At 65.9% G+C, this 15,217-nt stretch carries 13 protein-coding genes; 4 read left to right on the top strand and 9 right to left on the bottom strand.

Annotated features, from left to right (window positions below; all coding sequences use genetic code 11):
* Position 1 precedes the first annotated feature (1 nt).
* Together ribB and IE00_RS06705 are read right to left on the bottom strand one after the other, a co-directional pair.
* Positions 2-1,120 (bottom strand): 3,4-dihydroxy-2-butanone-4-phosphate synthase, encoded by a 1,119-nt coding sequence (ribB, locus tag IE00_RS06700; RefSeq protein ID WP_072296296.1) that lies wholly within the window; start codon positions 1,118-1,120, stop codon positions 2-4.
* Between the two features lie 36 nt (positions 1,121-1,156).
* Positions 1,157-1,750: a riboflavin synthase gene (locus tag IE00_RS06705; protein WP_072296297.1), complete on the bottom strand. Its 594-nt coding sequence runs from the start codon at positions 1,748-1,750 to the stop codon at positions 1,157-1,159.
* A 263-nt stretch (positions 1,751-2,013) separates the two neighbouring features.
* Here IE00_RS06705 and IE00_RS06710 point away from each other — a divergent pair, with 263 nt between their 5' ends.
* The 3 genes from IE00_RS06710 (at position 2,014) to IE00_RS06720 (ending at position 6,534) form a co-directional block, all read left to right on the top strand.
* On the top strand, positions 2,014-3,309 hold the full coding sequence (locus IE00_RS06710; RefSeq protein ID WP_072296360.1) for a capsule biosynthesis protein: 1,296 nt from the start codon (positions 2,014-2,016) through the stop codon (positions 3,307-3,309).
* Between the two features lie 155 nt (positions 3,310-3,464).
* Complete coding sequence (locus tag IE00_RS06715) at positions 3,465-4,541, top strand: polysaccharide biosynthesis/export family protein (RefSeq protein ID WP_072296361.1); 1,077 nt, start codon at positions 3,465-3,467, stop codon at positions 4,539-4,541.
* A 7-nt stretch (positions 4,542-4,548) separates the two neighbouring features.
* Positions 4,549-6,534 (top strand): capsular polysaccharide biosynthesis protein, encoded by a 1,986-nt coding sequence (locus tag IE00_RS06720; RefSeq protein WP_072296298.1) that lies wholly within the window; start codon positions 4,549-4,551, stop codon positions 6,532-6,534.
* Here IE00_RS06720 and ribD read toward each other — a convergent pair.
* On the bottom strand, positions 6,531-7,508 hold the full coding sequence (gene ribD / locus IE00_RS06725) for a bifunctional diaminohydroxyphosphoribosylaminopyrimidine deaminase/5-amino-6-(5-phosphoribosylamino)uracil reductase RibD (RefSeq protein ID WP_072296299.1): 978 nt from the start codon (positions 7,506-7,508) through the stop codon (positions 6,531-6,533). The two genes, IE00_RS06720 and ribD, sit on opposite strands and share 4 nt — an antisense overlap.
* Positions 7,509-7,530: 22 nt before the next feature.
* The gene (gene nrdR, locus IE00_RS06730) at positions 7,531-8,001 is read right to left on the bottom strand and encodes a transcriptional regulator NrdR (protein WP_072296300.1); all 471 of its coding nucleotides are present in this window, start codon (positions 7,999-8,001) and stop codon (positions 7,531-7,533) included.
* Between the two features lie 163 nt (positions 8,002-8,164).
* Here nrdR and IE00_RS06735 point away from each other — a divergent pair, with 163 nt between their 5' ends.
* Positions 8,165-8,836 (top strand): SDR family oxidoreductase, encoded by a 672-nt coding sequence (locus IE00_RS06735; protein WP_072296301.1) that lies wholly within the window; start codon positions 8,165-8,167, stop codon positions 8,834-8,836.
* Here the strand turns inward: IE00_RS06735 and IE00_RS06740 are convergent.
* The 5 genes from IE00_RS06740 to dnaG all read right to left on the bottom strand — a co-directional run bounded on the left by IE00_RS06740 (position 8,833) and on the right by dnaG (position 15,214).
* Complete coding sequence (locus IE00_RS06740; RefSeq protein ID WP_072296302.1) at positions 8,833-9,255, bottom strand: secondary thiamine-phosphate synthase enzyme YjbQ; 423 nt, start codon at positions 9,253-9,255, stop codon at positions 8,833-8,835. The genes IE00_RS06735 and IE00_RS06740 overlap by 4 nt on opposite strands.
* The gene (gene rmuC, locus IE00_RS06745; protein WP_072296303.1) at positions 9,252-10,664 is read right to left on the bottom strand and encodes a DNA recombination protein RmuC; all 1,413 of its coding nucleotides are present in this window, start codon (positions 10,662-10,664) and stop codon (positions 9,252-9,254) included. Before rmuC ends, IE00_RS06740 begins: the two co-directional genes overlap by 4 nt.
* A gap of 66 nt (positions 10,665-10,730) precedes the next feature.
* Positions 10,731-11,156: a BLUF domain-containing protein gene (locus tag IE00_RS06750; protein ID WP_072296304.1), complete on the bottom strand. Its 426-nt coding sequence runs from the start codon at positions 11,154-11,156 to the stop codon at positions 10,731-10,733.
* A complete protein-coding gene (rpoD, locus tag IE00_RS06755) occupies positions 11,146-13,131 on the bottom strand; it encodes an RNA polymerase sigma factor RpoD (RefSeq protein WP_072296305.1) in 1,986 nt (661 codons plus the stop codon). The genes IE00_RS06750 and rpoD overlap by 11 nt, the downstream gene beginning before the upstream one ends.
* 163 nt (positions 13,132-13,294) lie before the next feature.
* Positions 13,295-15,214, bottom strand: a complete 1,920-nt coding sequence (gene dnaG, locus IE00_RS06760; protein ID WP_072296306.1) for a DNA primase — start codon at positions 15,212-15,214, stop codon at positions 13,295-13,297.
* Positions 15,215-15,217: the final 3 nt, after the last annotated feature.

Raw genomic sequence — 15,217 nt, forward strand, 5'->3', positions numbered from 1 at the left:
CTCAATCCTTGGGGATAGGCCGGGTGGAATGGATGGAAAGACCGTAGGCGTCAAGCCCAACCACCTTCACCGGCGCGGAATTGGTCAGAAGGATCAGCTGCGAGAGGCCCAGCGCCGACAGGATCTGCGCCCCAAGCCCGTATTGACGCAGGGTGTGGGGGCCCGCCTCGGTCGCATCGACGATGGCATGGGTCAGGTCGCGGATCAGCACGACCGCACCGCGGCCTTCCTCGGCGATGGCCTTCATCGCGGCGCCGACGCTGCCCGAAGCCTCGCGCCCGACGCCCAGCACATCGTGCAGCGGGTCCAGCGCATGCATGCGCACCAGAACCGGCTGATCGCCCGTCACGTCGCCCTTGGTCAGCACGATATGTTCGGTGCCCTGCGTCTGATCGGCAAAGACCCGCATCGTCCAGTCGCCGCCGAAGGCCGAATGGACCTGACGCTGGCTGCGTTCCACGATCAGGTTGTCGTGGCGGCGGCGATAACGGATCAGGTCGCTGATCGTGCCGATCTTCAGCCTGTGGCGTTGCGCGAAATCCACCAGGTCGGGCAGACGCGCCATGCTGCCGTCGTCGTTCATGATCTCGCAAATGACGCCAGCGGGGTTCAGCCCCGCCAGGCGCGAGATGTCGACCGCGGCTTCGGTATGGCCCGCGCGGACCAGCACGCCGCCGTCGCGGGCACGCAGCGGAAAGACGTGGCCGGGGGTCGCGATGTCGGCCGCCCCCCTCGCGGGGTCGATCGCCACACTGACGGTGCGGGCACGGTCATGGGCGCTGATGCCCGTGGTCACGCCTTCGCGCGCCTCGATGGAGGCGGTGAAGGCGGTTTCGTGACGGCTGGAGTTCTTGGGGCTCATCAGGGTCAGGCCCAGGGCCTCGATCCGTTCGGCGGTCAGCGACAGGCAGATCAGGCCGCGCCCGTGGGTGGCCATGAAGTTGATCGCGTCGGGCGTGGCCATCTGCGCGGGGATCACCAGGTCGCCCTCGTTCTCGCGGTCCTCATGGTCGACCAGGATGAACATGCGGCCGTTGCGGGCCTCCTCGATGATCTCCTCGATGGGGGCGATCACGGCCGACAGGTCGCTTTCGACGGGGCCGGGTTCTTCGAATTTCATCTGGCTGTCCTTTGATGGCCCTGTCGGCGGGGCGGTTTATCCGGCTTCGGCAAGCCGCGCGACATAGCGGGCCAGCGTGTCGATTTCCAGGTTCACGGCGTCACCTTCGCGGGCATCGCCCCATGTCGTGACCTGCTGGGTATGCGGGATCAGGTTGATGCCGAAACGGTTGCCGTCAACCTCGTTCACGGTCAGCGAGGTGCCGTTCAGCGCGACCGATCCCTTGGGCGCGACAAAGCGGGCCAGTTCGCGCGGTGCCTCAAAAGTCAGGCGCAGGCTGTCGCCGTCATTGACCGCAGACACGATCCGCGCCACGCCGTCGACATGGCCACTGACGATATGGCCGCCCAGCTCGTCGCCCACGCGCAGCGCGCGCTCCAGGTTCAGGCGCTGGCCGACCTGCCAGCCTTCGCTGCCGATATTGGTCTTAGAAAGGGTCTCGGCCGAGATGTCGACATCGTACCAGTCGTCGCCCTTGGCCACGACCGTCAGGCAGACGCCGTCCGACGCGATGGATGCCCCCAGATCGACCCCCGACATGTCGTATCCGCAACCGATGCGCGCCCGCATGTCGCCGCGCATCTCGACCGCGCGGACGATGCCGATATCCGTGATGATCCCGGTGAACATAGCCATCCCTTTCCGTCTTTGCGATTGACCTAGGCCATACCCCCTGTCCGATCAAGGACCAACCCCGGTGTGGCAGAACCGTTACCATTTGCATCATCGGGACAAATTGCTGGATCGGGGACGGCGTTCATGGCATCCCATGTGGTAACGTGTCGGTGAGGATACGGAATTTTCGCAAGTTGCCCATGTATGATCTGGACACCGCCAGCCCCGTCAGGACCGATCCGGCCGTCACGACCGGATCAGCGGCAGATGATGTGGACATGACCGACCTGCCCGCCGATGGCCGCGTCTTCCTGATGCTGCAGGGACCGCACGGGCCGTTCTTCGACCGGCTTGCGCGGCTGTTGCGGGCCGCCGGGGCGCAGGTCTGGCGCTGCGGCTTCAACGCGGGCGACGAATTCTTCTGGAGCGACAAGCCGCATTTCATCCGGCACGAGGGCAGCGTGCTGGAATGGCCCGACCATCTGGCCGAGCTGATCCGCGGCAAGGGCGTGACCGATATCGTGCTTTACGGCGATGTCCGTGCCATCCACGACACCGCACGGTCGCAGGCCGCCGCCCGGGGCATCCGTTTCCACGTCTTCGAGGAAGGCTATCTGCGTCCCTACTGGATCACCTATGAACGCCACGGTTCGAACGGCAATTCGGCGCTGCTGGGGATCGGGCTGGACGAAATGCGCGCCGTGCTGCGCGAACAGATCAACGAGGTGCGCCGCCCCCCCGCCCATTGGGGCGACATGCGCCAGCACAAATTCTATGGCGCCTTCTATCACTTCCTGATCCTGATCGCGAATGGGCGCTATCGGGCCTATCACGGACACCGGGCGATTTCCGTGGTGCAGGAATTCCGGCTGAACCTGCGCCGCTTCATGCTGGCGCCGGCCTATAACCTGGGACGCGCGCTGCAATGGCGCCGGCTGCGACTGTCGGGATGGCCCTATGCGCTGGTCCCGATGCAGCTGGAACATGATTCGAATTTCCTGGGCCATTCACCCTTCACCAAAAATGCCCAGTTCATCCAGGTGGTGATCGCGGCCTTCGCCCGATCGGCCCCGCGCCACCATCACCTGGTCTTCAAGGCCCACCCGCTGGAGGACGGGCGCGCGGGCAACCGCGCCGCCATTCGCGCCGCCGCCGCCGCCGCCGGCATCCCCGAACGCGTCCACTATATCCGCGGCGGCAAGTTGGCCGAGATCCTGTCCCATGCCCGCGCGGTCGTCACGGTCAATTCAACCGCCGCCCAGCAGGCCCTGTGGCGCGGCATCCCGGTCAAGACCCTGGGCCGTGCCGTCTATGAAAAGCCGGGACTGGTATCAGAGCAATCGCTGGAGGATTTCCTGCAATCGCCCGATGCCCCCGACCCGCAGGCCTATCGCGTCTTCCGCGACTACCTGCTACAGACCAGCCAGGTTCCGGGCGGCTACTATGCCGGCAGGTCGCGCGCCCATGCCCTGCGGCAGGTCGCCGACATGATGCTGTCGGCCGAAGACCCATACCAGGCGCTGGCATCGGGACGCACGCTTCCCCGCCAGCAACTGGGCGATCGCGACGGATGATGCCGCCGCGACAAGATTCGATAGCCTGCCAAAGATGGCACCGCTAAACTAATGACGAACCGGTCGACAAAGACCGGAACTGGATAACAGGAGTATGCGAGGTGACAGTTTTGTTTCGGTTCAAGGCGCCGGTAAGGCTGCTTCTGATGGCGTCGATGGTGCTTGTCTCGGCCTGTGCGCTGCCGCGTTCGGGCCCCAACAAGGGCGAGATTTTCGATGGCGCGGTCGAACGCGGTGGCAACACCCAGGTGATCTATGTAAATGACCACGTGACCAGGGCCGCCAATTTTGCGCCCTCCTACGGGTTCTCGAACAGCTTCCGCGCGGCCGGTCAGGTCGGTGCGGATGAAATCCGGGCGGGCGACGTGCTGGGCCTGTCGATCTGGGAGAACGTCGATGACGGGCTTCTGGCGTCGCTCGGCAGCAGCTCAACCCAGCTGACGGAAATCCAGGTGGACAGCGCGGGCTTCATCTTCGTGCCCTATGCAGGCCGCGTCCGCGCCGCCGGCAGCACCCCCGACCAGCTGCGCCAGAACATCACCGAACGTCTGTCCGCCCAGACCCCCGATCCGCAGGTGACGGTGCAGCGCATGGCCGGTGACGGTGCCACGGTGTCTGTCGTCGGCAGCGTCAGCGCCCAGGGCGTCTATCCGATCGAACGCCCGACCCGCAGCCTGTCGGCCATGCTGGCCCGCGCTGGCGGCGTCGCCATCCCCCCCGAGGTCGCCGTCGTCACCGTCAAGCGCGGCAATGACAGCGGCCGCGTCTGGCTGACCGATCTTTACGCCAGCCCCTCGAACGACATCGCCCTGCGTCCGGGCGACCTGATCGTGGTCGAGGAAGACCAGCGCAACTTCACCGCCCTGGGCGCCCTTGGCGGCCAGACCCGCGTGCCCCTGGGCAATGAAACCATCAACGCGGCGGAAGCCATCGCCATGGTCGGCGGTCTGAATTCGACCCTGGCCGATCCGACCGGCGTCTTCGTTCTGCGCGACGAACCGGAATCGGTGGCAAGCCGGGTTCTGGGCAAGCCGGTCATCGGGTCGCAGCGTTTCGCCTATGTGCTGGACCTGACGCGTCCCAACGGCCTGTTCCTGGCGCGGGACTTCGTCATCCGCGACGGCGACACCGTCTATGTGACCGAGGCACCCTATGTGCAGTGGCAGAAGACCCTGTCCGCCGTGACCGGCAGCGCGGCCACGGCCGACAGCCTCAGCTCGCTCGGCAACTGACCCTTCGATGAGGGGTGATGACGACAAAGCCGCCGGGATCTCCCGGCGGCTTTGCATTTTCAACCTGGGCTTCCTGAACCGGCCCCGGCTGGCGCGCATCCTGACCCTGGCTGGATGGCGGCCCGTCATCGGCCTGCCGCGTCCCGGCGATGCGGTGGGCATCTGGGGGGCCAGCCCCACCGCCTGGCGCGGCAGGGCCGTCGCGCGCCGCCATGCCAGCCCCGTGGTCACGGTCGAAGACGCGTTCCTGCGGTCGGTCCTGCCGGGGCGCAGCCGGGAACGGCTGGCGCGACGCGGCCCCATCGGGCTGTTGATCGATCCGATCGGCCTGCATTTCGACCCCTCGCAGCCCTCGCTTCTGGACCGCCTGATCGCGCAGCCCCTGTCCGGGGCGCAGATCGCGCAGGCCGATCAGGGTCTGGCGCGGCTGCGGGCGCTGGACCTGTCGAAATACAACATGCACGATCCCGACCTGCTCCCGCCTGCGCCGGGTTATGTGCTGGTCATCGACCAGACGCGTGGGGACGCTTCGCTGCAGGGGGCGGGACGGGACCGGTTTTTGCAGATGCTGACCGCCGCGCGGGATGAAAATCCGGGCCGCCGCATCGTCATCCGCACCCATCCCGAAACCGCTGCGGGCCTGCGATCGGGGCATCTTGGGCCAGCCGATCTGCGACCGGGCGATCTGATCTGCGACGGGCCTGTTTCGCCCTGGCGGCTGGTCGAGTCAGCGGACGCGGTCTATGCCGTCAGCTCTCAGCTGGGTTACGAGGCGCTGCTGGCCGGGCACATGCCTCGAATCTTTGGCCAGCCCTTTTATGCGGGATGGGGCCTGACCCAGGACGACATGCCCCTGCATCGCGGCACCGCGACCCGCAGCGCGCTTTTCGCGGCCAGCCATCTGAACGGCCCGACATGGTACGATCCCTGCCGCGACCGGCTGACCGATTTCGACGGCGCCTTGGACCAGATGCAGGCGGAAACGCGGGCCTTTCGACAGGATCGCGGCGGCCACTTGGCCTATGGCATGCGGCTGTGGAAACGTCGCTTCATCGCTTGCGAATTCGGCGATGCCGCCCCCTTGCGTTTCGCGGCCAAGCCCTCGGCGCAGGTGACGCTGGCCTGGGCCGGCCATGCAGGCGACGTTCCGCAGGCCACGCGGGTCGAGGACGGCTTTCTGCGATCGCGCGGCCTTGGGGCGGCGCTGACGCCGCCGCTGTCGGTCGTGGCCGACGATCTGGGCATCTATTTCGACCCGACCGCGCCGTCGCGGCTGGAACGCCTGATTGCCCAGGGCCTGCCGCCGGGCGGTCATGACCGGGCGCAGCGATTGATTGCGACCCTGATCGCCGCGCGGCTGTCGAAATACAATCTGGACGGCGTCACCGACCTGCCGCCGCGCGACCATCGCCGTCGCATCCTGGTTCCCGGTCAGGTGGAAAACGACGCCTCGATCCTGAAGGGGGCGGGGGTCGAGCGCACGAATCTTGCGCTGCTGGAACGCGTGCGCGCTGACAACCCGGACGCCTTCATCGTCTTCAAACCCCACCCCGATGTCGAGGCGGGCCTGCGCCCCGGCCGGATCGATGCCTGCCATCTGGCCGATCACGTCGCCGATCAGGCCGATCCTGTCACGCTGATCGATAACGTGGACGAGCTTTGGACCATCACCTCGACCATGGGGTTCGAGGCATTGCTGCGCGGGGTTCCGGTGACGACCCTCGGCGCGCCCTTCTATGCGGGTTGGGGCCTGACGCGGGATCTGGGGCCGATCCCCGCACGCAGACAGGCCAGACCGGACCTGGCCGCGCTGGTCCATGCCTGCCTGATCGCCTATCCGCGCTATCGCGATCCGCTGACCGGTCTGCCCTGCCCGCCCGAGGTTGCGCTGGACCGCCTGCGGTCGGGAATCGGCGGGCAGCCCCCGGTGCTGCGCCTGCTGGCCAAGGCCCAAGGGGCGCTGGCCGGACATGCCTGGATCTGGCGGCGCTAAAGCACCCGCCAGCGGTGGAACAGGTCGGGCCCGATTTGGCGGGTTTCCACCAGCCGGAAACGGGGTGCCTCGGCCAGCCGTTCCCATCCGGTCGGCCCGACGAAGGGCCGCGCATCCGATCCCAGCATCAGCCCCGCGCTATAGCCGATGACCTGATCGACCAGCCCCGTCGCCAAAAGGCTGGCGGCCAGGCGACCACCGCCCTCGCAGAAGACGCGGGTGATACCGCGTCCCGCCAGATCGGCCATGATCCGATCGGGGGGGCCTTCGACGCGCCACAGTGGGCCATGATCGGCATCCTGCGGCGCAAGCGGCGGCAATGCCTGGCTGGAGACGACGATGCGGACCGGCTGCTGGGGCGTGTGGATGCCGCGCACGTTCAGCTGCGGCAGGTCGGCGCGCGCCGTCATGCCCCCGACCATCACCGCGTCATGCTGGGCGCGCAGTGCATGCACATGGGCCCGCGCGTCCGGCCCGGTGATCCAGCGGCTTTCCCCGCTGGCCATGGCGATGCGTCCGTCAAGACTGCTGGCCAGCTTCAGCGTCACGAAAGGCCGGCGCCGCGTGATGCGGCTGAGAAACCCTGCCTGCAGTTCGGCCGCGCGATCGGCCAGCACCCCTTGGGTCAGGGCGATGCCCGCTGCGCGCAGCATGGCATGCCCCTTGCCCGCCACGCGCGGATCGGGATCGGTCAGTGCGGTCACGACGCGCGTCACGCCCGCAGCAACCAACCCTTCGGCGCAGGGGGGCGTTCGGCCGTGATGGGCGCAGGGCTCCAGCGTAACATAGGCCGTGGCGCCGCGCGCCAGGTCGCCCGCATGGTCCAGCGCCATGCGTTCGGCATGGGGGCGACCGCCGGGCTGCGTCCAGCCCCGCCCCACGACGCGACCGTCGCGCACCAGCACGCAGCCGACGGCGGGATTGGGCCAGACATTGCCAAGCCCGCGCCGCGCAAGGCGCAGGGCATGGGCCATGTGGCTGGCATCATGTGCGGGATCAGAGGTCAATCTTGGTGGCGCCGGGGCGCAGTTCGGACACGAATTTGTCGAAATCATCCGCATCCTGGAAATTCTTGTAGACGCTGGCAAAGCGGACATAGCCGACATTGTCGATCCGCGACAGGGCCTCCATCACGATCTCGCCGATGGCCTTGGAGGGGATGTCGGTTTCGCCCGTGCTTTCCAGACGGCGGACGATGCCGCTGATCATCTGTTCGATCCGCTCGGGCTCGACCGGGCGTTTCTGCATGGCGATGCGAATGGACCGAGCCATCTTGTCGCGGTCGAAATCCTCGCGCTTGCCATTGGATTTGACGACGACCAGATCGCGCAGCTGCACACGTTCGTAGGTCGTGAAGCGCCCCGAGCAGGACGGGCAGAATCGGCGACGGCGGATGGCCACATTGTCTTCGGCCGGACGCGAATCCTTGACCTGAGTGTCGACGTTCCCGCAAAATGGGCAGCGCATTCCGTTGTCCCTTCGATCCGGCAATCCCCATCCACTATAGGCATCTTGGCAGAGCTTGGGTAGGGCTATCGGCTGCACACAAGATAGCAGGTCTGGAACCTGTGACGCGAAAGCCGCGTTCGACGGCAGCATTTTCCCGAACATTCACAGGATTGGAAAAACCATGGGCAAGACCCTGTTCATCACCGGTGCTTCCTCGGGCATCGGCGCAGCCACCGCCAGAAGCGCGGTCAAGGCGGGCTGGAACGTGGCGCTGTTCGCGAGGTCCGAAGACAAGCTGACCGATCTGGCCCAAGAGCTGGGCGACAAGGCGCTGGTCACGAGCGGCGACGCGACGAATATCGACGACCTGACCCAGGCCGTTTCCCAGACTGCCGACCGCTTCGGCGGCATCGACGCAGCCTTTGCCAATGCCGGGCGCGGCCTGTCCAAACCCGGCACCGAGGCAGGCGATCTGGATGACATCAAGGGCATGGTCGATCTGAACGTCATGGGCGTCATCATGACCGCCCGCGCGACCCTGCCCCAGCTGCGCAAGACCAAGGGCACGCTGGTGCTGACCGGTTCGGCGGCCGGGCGCATGCATATCCAGGGCTCGATCTATGGCGCGACCAAGTGGTTCGTGCATGGTTACGCGGGCAACCTGGCCGAAGAGATGCGCGAATGGGGCGGGCGTTGTTCGGTCGTCGCACCGGGCATGGTCGACACCGCCTTCTTCGATGACGGCGCCCCGGACAAGCTGCAGCCGCAGGACGTGGCCGATGCGGTCATGCACATGATCCAAGCGCCCGCCCGCGCAGTCATCCGCGAAACCTATCTGATGCCGCAGAACTAAAGCGGTTGGAACATCGCCGCGACCTGCCGCCTGTGCGGCGCGCGGCGATGTTCGACCAGATAGATCCCCTGCCAACGGCCTAGGCTCATCCGCCCCTGCGTCACGGGAACCTGCAGGCTGACGGGCAGGACGGCGGCCTTCAGATGCGCCGGCATGTCGTCCGGCCCTTCGTAGCGGTGGGTGATCCACCCCATGGAGGGATGATCGGCCGGCGGCGCGATCCGCTCCAGCCATGCCAGCAGATCGACCTGCACGTCCGGATCGGCGTTTTCCTGGATCAGCAGCGAGCAGGATGTGTGCCGCACCATCAGCGTCAGAAGGCCATCACCGACCTTGGCGCGCATCAACCAGTCGGCGATATCGCGTGTGAATTCGTGGCAGGCGGGGCCATGGGTGTCGATGCTGAATTCGGTGATCATTCCGCGGCCTCCGGTCCTGCCAGGGCCTCATCGTCGCCCCGATCATGGTCCAATGCAATCTGCTTGGTATTGCGCGCGCCCAGACCCCGCAGCATCTCGACCTGACGGATGACGTTGCCCGACCCGCGCGTCAGGCGGTCCATGGCCTGGCCATGCGCGCGATTGGCCTGGTCCAGCGCCTTGCCGACCCCCTCCATCGCGTCGACGAAGCCTGCGACCTTATCGTAAAGCTGCCCCGCACGACGGGCGATTTCCATCGCATTGCTTTCGCGTCGCTCCACGGCCCAGATATGTTCGATGGTGCGCAGGGTCAGCATCAGCGTGGTCGGTGTGGTCAGGCCCACCCGACCCTCCATCGCGAAGGAGGCCAGCGTCGGGTCCGCCCGCAGCGCATCCGAGAACGCCCCCTCGATCGGGATGAACATCAGCACGTAATCGACCGAAGCATCATCCATCCGGTGATAGCCCTTGGCCGACAGCGTCGTGATATGGGTGCGGATCGCGGCGACATGGCGACGCAGGGCGGCCTGGGCCTCGGCGGGGTCGTCATGGGTCACCGAGACTTCGTAATCGTTCAACGAGACCTTGCTGTCGATCACCATGACCTTGCCGCGCGGCATCTTCACCACCACATCGGGCCGCCACAGCTTGCCGTCGTCATCGCGCCAGGTGGATTGCAGATCGTAATGCGTGCCGTCCATCAGGCCGGATTCCTCGAGGATCCGTTCCAGCACCATCTCGCCCCAGGCACCCTGCTGCTGCTTGTCACCCTTGAGTGCCCGTGTCAGGTTCACCGCCTCGCGCGAGATCTGTTCCGAGCGGTTGTGCAGCGACAGGATCTGTTCGCGCAGGCGGGCGGATTCCTCGTCCAGGATCTTGTTGCGGGTCTGCATCTCGGTCTGGAAACGGTTCACCTGGTCGCGGAACGGGTTCAACAGCGCGTTCAGCTGATCGTTCTGCGCCTGCTGGATCTGGCCTTGCTGGGCGCGCAGGGTTTCGGCCGACAGCAGCTTGAACTGCGCCGTCATCTCGGCCCGCATTTCCCTCAGCGTGGCGATTTCACGGGCGGCGGCTTCGGCATCCTTCTGCGCGCCAAGGCGATGCTGGGCCAATTGGGTTTCCAGCCGGTTCGCGGCCTGATGGGCCTGATGCAGCGCATCGGTCAAGCCGTCGCGCTCTTCCTCAAGCTGGGACAGGCGAACGGCGTTCAGATCGTGGCGCGCCTGCTGCTGGCCAAGGACAACGTCACGCTGGTGCAGCTGCGCCTGCAGATCGGTCAGATCGGCGGTGGTTCGGCGCAGGCGCCCTGCTGCCCTGAACCAGCCGAATGCCGCCAGCAGCGCGATCACGCCCGCAACCGCCAGCGCCTGGCCGCCCTGCCACCAGATCATGTCTTCCAAACCCTGCATCCTGCCACTGCCCCCGGATCTTTCGGCCAGTGTTCACTTTTCGTGCCCGGCCTGCAAGGCCAGCCGTCAGATCGCGATGGACAGCAGGAAGGCGACGACGGCCCCGGCGTAATCCTTGGGGCGCACCGTGGATTTGTCGGAACTGGCGAACCAATCCATCAGCGAAGCCCGGTCCCTGTCGGAAAAGCGCATCCGCCAATCCTGAAAGCGCCGCTGGTCCAAGGCGCCCTGATCCAGAACGGTGATCTCTTGGTGGCGATCATCGGCAAGGATCAGGTCGACAACTTGCAAAAGCCCTTCCTTCGGGCCTTCCAGCCATTGAAAGAACATCCCGTCTTCGAAATGCAGACAGCCGGTCAGCCCCAAGGCCTGATTGCGGTGACGCGCAGAACGCAAAATATCCTGCGTGTCACCTCCGCTCAGTTCCGATGTGGCCGAACTGCGGTACAGGAAGTAACCCAGCCCGTCGATATCCTTCAGATCACTGGTCAAGGAAGGACCGCAGCTTTCTGCTGCGCGAGGGATGCTTCAGCTTGCGAAGCGCCTTGGCTTCGATCTGACGGATCCGTTCGCGGGTGACGCTGAACTGCTGGCCGACCTCTTCCAGGGTGTGGTCGGTGTTCATCCCGATGCCGAAACGCATCCGCAAAACGCGCTCCTCGCGCGGGGTCAGGCTGGACAGGACGCGGGTCGTGGTTTCCTTGAGGTTTTCCTGAATGGCGCTGTCCAGCGGCAGGACGGCGTTCTTGTCCTCGATGAAATCGCCAAGCTGGCTGTCTTCCTCGTCCCCGATCGGGGTTTCAAGGCTGATCGGCTCCTTGGCGATCTTCATCACCTTGCGGACCTTCTCCAGCGGCATCTGCAGCTTCTCGGCCAGTTCCTCGGGCGTCGGCTCGCGGCCGATCTCGTGCAGCATCTGGCGGCCGGTGCGGACCAGCTTGTTGATCGTCTCGATCATATGGACCGGGATGCGGATCGTGCGCGCCTGGTCCGCGATGGACCGGGTGATCGCCTGGCGGATCCACCAGGTCGCATAGGTCGAGAACTTGTAGCCGCGGCGATACTCGAACTTGTCGACGGCCTTCATCAGGCCAATATTGCCTTCCTGAATCAGATCAAGGAATTGCAGACCACGGTTCGTGTATTTCTTGGCGATGCTGATGACCAGGCGCAGGTTGGCCTCGACCATCTCCTTCTTGGCCTGGCGGGCCTCTTTCTCGCCGCGCTGGACCTGGGCCACGATGCGGCGGAATTCCTCGATGTCGACGCCGACATACTGGCCGACCTCGGCCATGTCGCCGCGCAGCTTTTCGACCTGATCGCGCGACCGGTCGAACAGGGCCTGCCAACCGCGACCGGCCTGGCCCGCCATGCGGTCGACCCAGGTCGGGTCCAGTTCGCTGCCACGATAGGCATCGATGAATTCGCGACGGTTGATGCGGGCGGCATCGGCCAGCTTGACCATGCCGCTGTCGATCGTGACGATCCGGCGGTTGATGCCGTAAAGCTGATCGACCAGCGCCTCGATGCGGCCGTTGTTCAGGTGAAGCGAATTCACCAGCACGACGATTTCGCTGCGCAGGGTCTGGTAATCGGTTTCTGCCGTGGCCGAGAAGCTGTCATCCTCGTTCATGGTCGCGGACATGCGCAGATCCTGCATGTCGGACAGACGCTCATAGTAGAGCGCGATGGATTCCAGCGTTTCCAGAACGCGCGGCTTCAGGCTGGCCTCCATCGCCGACAGCGACAGGTTGGCCCCTTCGTCCTCGTCATCCTCGTCGTCGGAACGCAGCGGGTTTCCGTCGGCGTCGTATTCCTCGCGTTTGCCGGCTTCCGACGGGGTGCCCGCGGTTTCGCTGCCTGCGACCGGAACGACGACCTCGTCGCCCTCTTCGCCTTCCATGGACTGACCGAAGGTCGTTTCCAGGTCGATGACGTCGCGCAGCAGGATGTCTTCGTCCAACAGCTCGTCGCGCCACAGCGTGATGGCCTTGAAGGTCAGCGGGCTTTCGCACAGCCCCGCGATCATGGTGTTGCGGCCGGCCTCGATCCGCTTGGCGATGGCGATCTCGCCCTCGCGCGACAGCAATTCGACGCTGCCCATCTCGCGCAGATACATGCGGACGGGGTCGTCGGTGCGGTCCAGCTTTTCGGTTTCGGTGGTCGAGACGGCGACTTCGCGGTTTCCGCTGCCGGTGGTGACGATGGCGCCGCCTTCGGATTCCTCGGCCCCGTCCTCGTCCTCGATGACGTTGATGCCCATTTCGGACAGCATCGACATCACGTCCTCGATCTGTTCGCTGCTGACCTGCTCGGGCGGCAGGACGGCGTTCAACTGGTCATAGGTGATGTAACCACGTTCGCGCGCCTCGGCGATCATCTTCTTGACCGCTGCCTGGCTCATGTCCAACGAATGGGCGTTGTCGTCCTTGTCGGTCTTGTCGTGGTCGTCGTCCTTGGCGGCCATCCAGGGCTCCTTCTCGGCGCGGTCTTGGGCAGTTGATTCGGCAGTTGCGGCGAATCGCTGCGGAATTATGACGTTTCTAGCGCGGTTCCCGGCCGAATCAAAGGCCGTCCGCAATGATGATTCGCGATCCCTCCAGCGGGCGATTCGCATTCGCCATGCCGGATCATCGCCCCGAAGGCTTTCGCCAGATCTGCCCGTCCAGCCAGCCCGACAGCTGCGCAGAGAGCGCGCTGCGGTCCTCATCCATGTCGCCGCTGGTTTCCAGTTCGGGACGTTCGGCCAGATGCCGGGCGCGGGTCGTCTGGCTGATCCGCCATGTCAGGCCTTCATCCGCCTCGCCCTGGATCTCGCTTTCGGCGCGGGCCAGTTCGTGGCTGGTGGCACGGGCCGCTTCCAGCCTGTCCAGAAGGTTCTGCAGGATTGCGATAGCGGCGGCGTCCTCTTGCTGCTGGATCACGTTCGGGGTCAGACCCAGATGGGCGTCGCGGCGCAAGGTTTCAAGGCAGCGCCGTCCCATCTGGCTTTCGCCCTGGGTCAGCAGATCGTGAAGCAGCGCGCCGCGTTCGGCGTTGCGGGGCACCAGCCGTTCCAGGCGGGCTTCGACCATCGTCACCATGGTCGGCCGCAGCGCGCAGATCAGCAGCGCCGCGCCCTCCAGCAGATCCTCGCCATGTTCGGGCATGTTCAGGTTGACGGGGGGCAGCGGGCCGCGGGGGATGGTCGGCTGCGCGCCGCGCTTGCCGGTCATGTTGCGTCCGTTGCCGGGCTGCCAGTTGCTGCGGCTCTGCTTGCGGGCGCCGCCGCCGAAGGTTTCCCACCGCTTGCGGCGGATTTCCTCGGTGTAATGGCTGCGGGTCAGTTCGTCGGGGATGCGGGCGACGGCCTCCTGCAGGCGACGGTCCAGCGCGGCCTTGCGTTCAGGGCTGTCAAAGACCTGCCCTTCTGTTTCGCGCGCCCAGAGCAGATCCAGAAGCGGTTTGGCCCCGTCCAGCAACGCCCCCATCGCCCCCGGCCCCGCCGCCTTGATCAGGTCGTCGGGGTCCTGCCCCGCCGGCAGGATGACGAAACGCAGCGCCTGTCCGGGCCCGGTCATCGGCAGGGACAGATCGATCAGCCTCTGGGCCGCGCGCTGACCCGCCGCATCGCCGTCCAGCGCGATGATCGGTTCGGGCGACACCCGCCACATGAGCCGCAGCTGTTCCTCGGTGATGGCGGTCCCCAAGGGGGCGACGGCCCCTTCGAACCCCGCCCGCGCCAAGGCGATCACGTCCATATAGCCTTCGGCCACGACCAGACGCTGCCCCTTGGCCACCGCGCTGCGCGCAGGCCCGAGGTTGTAGAGATTGCGCCCCTTGTCGAACAGCGGCGTTTCCGGACTGTTGAGGTATTTCGCCCGTGCATTCGGGTCCATGGCGCGCCCGCCAAAGCCGATGCAGCGCCCCTGCCCGTCGCGGATCGGAAAGATGATCCGGTCGCGGAAGCGGTCATAGATCGCCCCGCCATTGTCGGGCTTGGCGGACATGCCGGCCTGGATGATCAGCGCCTCGGGGAAGCCCTTGTCGCGCAGGGCCGTGGTCAGCGCCTGTCGGTTGTCGGGGGCAAAGCCGATCTCGAAGCGTTCCAGCGCTTCGGCATCCAGGCCCCGGCGATCCAGATAGTCGCGCGCCGCGGCGGCCGATGATGTCTGCAGCTGCAGCCGGAACCAGCGGCAGGCGGCTTCGGTCACTTCCAGCAGCTTGCTGCGCAGGTCGGTCCGTTCGCGGGCGCGCGGGTCGGGTTCGGGCATTTGCAGGCCCGCCTCGGCGGCCAGCAGCTTGACCGCGTCCATGAATTCCAGGCCGTCCGCCTCGCGCAGGAAGGAGAGCGCATCGCCCTTGGCCTGGCAGCCGAAGCAGTAATAGAAGCCCTTCTGGTCGTCGCAGTGGAAGCTGGCGGATTTTTCCTGATGGAAGGGGCACGGCGCCCACCAGTCGCCCCGCGCCTGGTTCGACTTGCGCAGATCCCACACGACTTTCTTGCCGATCACGCGACTGATCGGAACGCGATGGCGAATCTCGTCAAGGAAACCGGGAGGTAGGGCCATGGT

Source organism: Paracoccus sp. SM22M-07, from assembly GCF_001887735.1.
In the GTDB taxonomy this organism is placed as follows: Bacteria; Pseudomonadota; Alphaproteobacteria; order Rhodobacterales; family Rhodobacteraceae; genus Paracoccus.

Coding starts and splice junctions, on each gene's coding strand:
- IE00_RS06735 (WP_072296301.1), top strand. CDS start 8,165: ATGGGCAAGACCCTGTTCATCACCGGTGCTTCCTCGGGCATCGGCGCA.
- rmuC (WP_072296303.1), bottom strand. CDS start 10,664: ATGCAGGGTTTGGAAGACATGATCTGGTGGCAGGGCGGCCAGGCGCTG.
- nrdR (WP_072296300.1), bottom strand. CDS start 8,001: ATGCGCTGCCCATTTTGCGGGAACGTCGACACTCAGGTCAAGGATTCG.
- IE00_RS06715 (WP_072296361.1), top strand. CDS start 3,465: ATGGTGCTTGTCTCGGCCTGTGCGCTGCCGCGTTCGGGCCCCAACAAG.
- IE00_RS06740 (WP_072296302.1), bottom strand. CDS start 9,255: ATGATCACCGAATTCAGCATCGACACCCATGGCCCCGCCTGCCACGAA.
- IE00_RS06710 (WP_072296360.1), top strand. CDS start 2,014: ATGACCGACCTGCCCGCCGATGGCCGCGTCTTCCTGATGCTGCAGGGA.
- IE00_RS06705 (WP_072296297.1), bottom strand. CDS start 1,750: ATGTTCACCGGGATCATCACGGATATCGGCATCGTCCGCGCGGTCGAG.
- dnaG (WP_072296306.1), bottom strand. CDS start 15,214: ATGGCCCTACCTCCCGGTTTCCTTGACGAGATTCGCCATCGCGTTCCG.
- rpoD (WP_072296305.1), bottom strand. CDS start 13,131: ATGGCCGCCAAGGACGACGACCACGACAAGACCGACAAGGACGACAAC.
- ribB (WP_072296296.1), bottom strand. CDS start 1,120: ATGAAATTCGAAGAACCCGGCCCCGTCGAAAGCGACCTGTCGGCCGTG.
- ribD (WP_072296299.1), bottom strand. CDS start 7,508: ATGGCCCATGCCCTGCGCCTTGCGCGGCGCGGGCTTGGCAATGTCTGG.
- IE00_RS06720 (WP_072296298.1), top strand. CDS start 4,549: ATGAGGGGTGATGACGACAAAGCCGCCGGGATCTCCCGGCGGCTTTGC.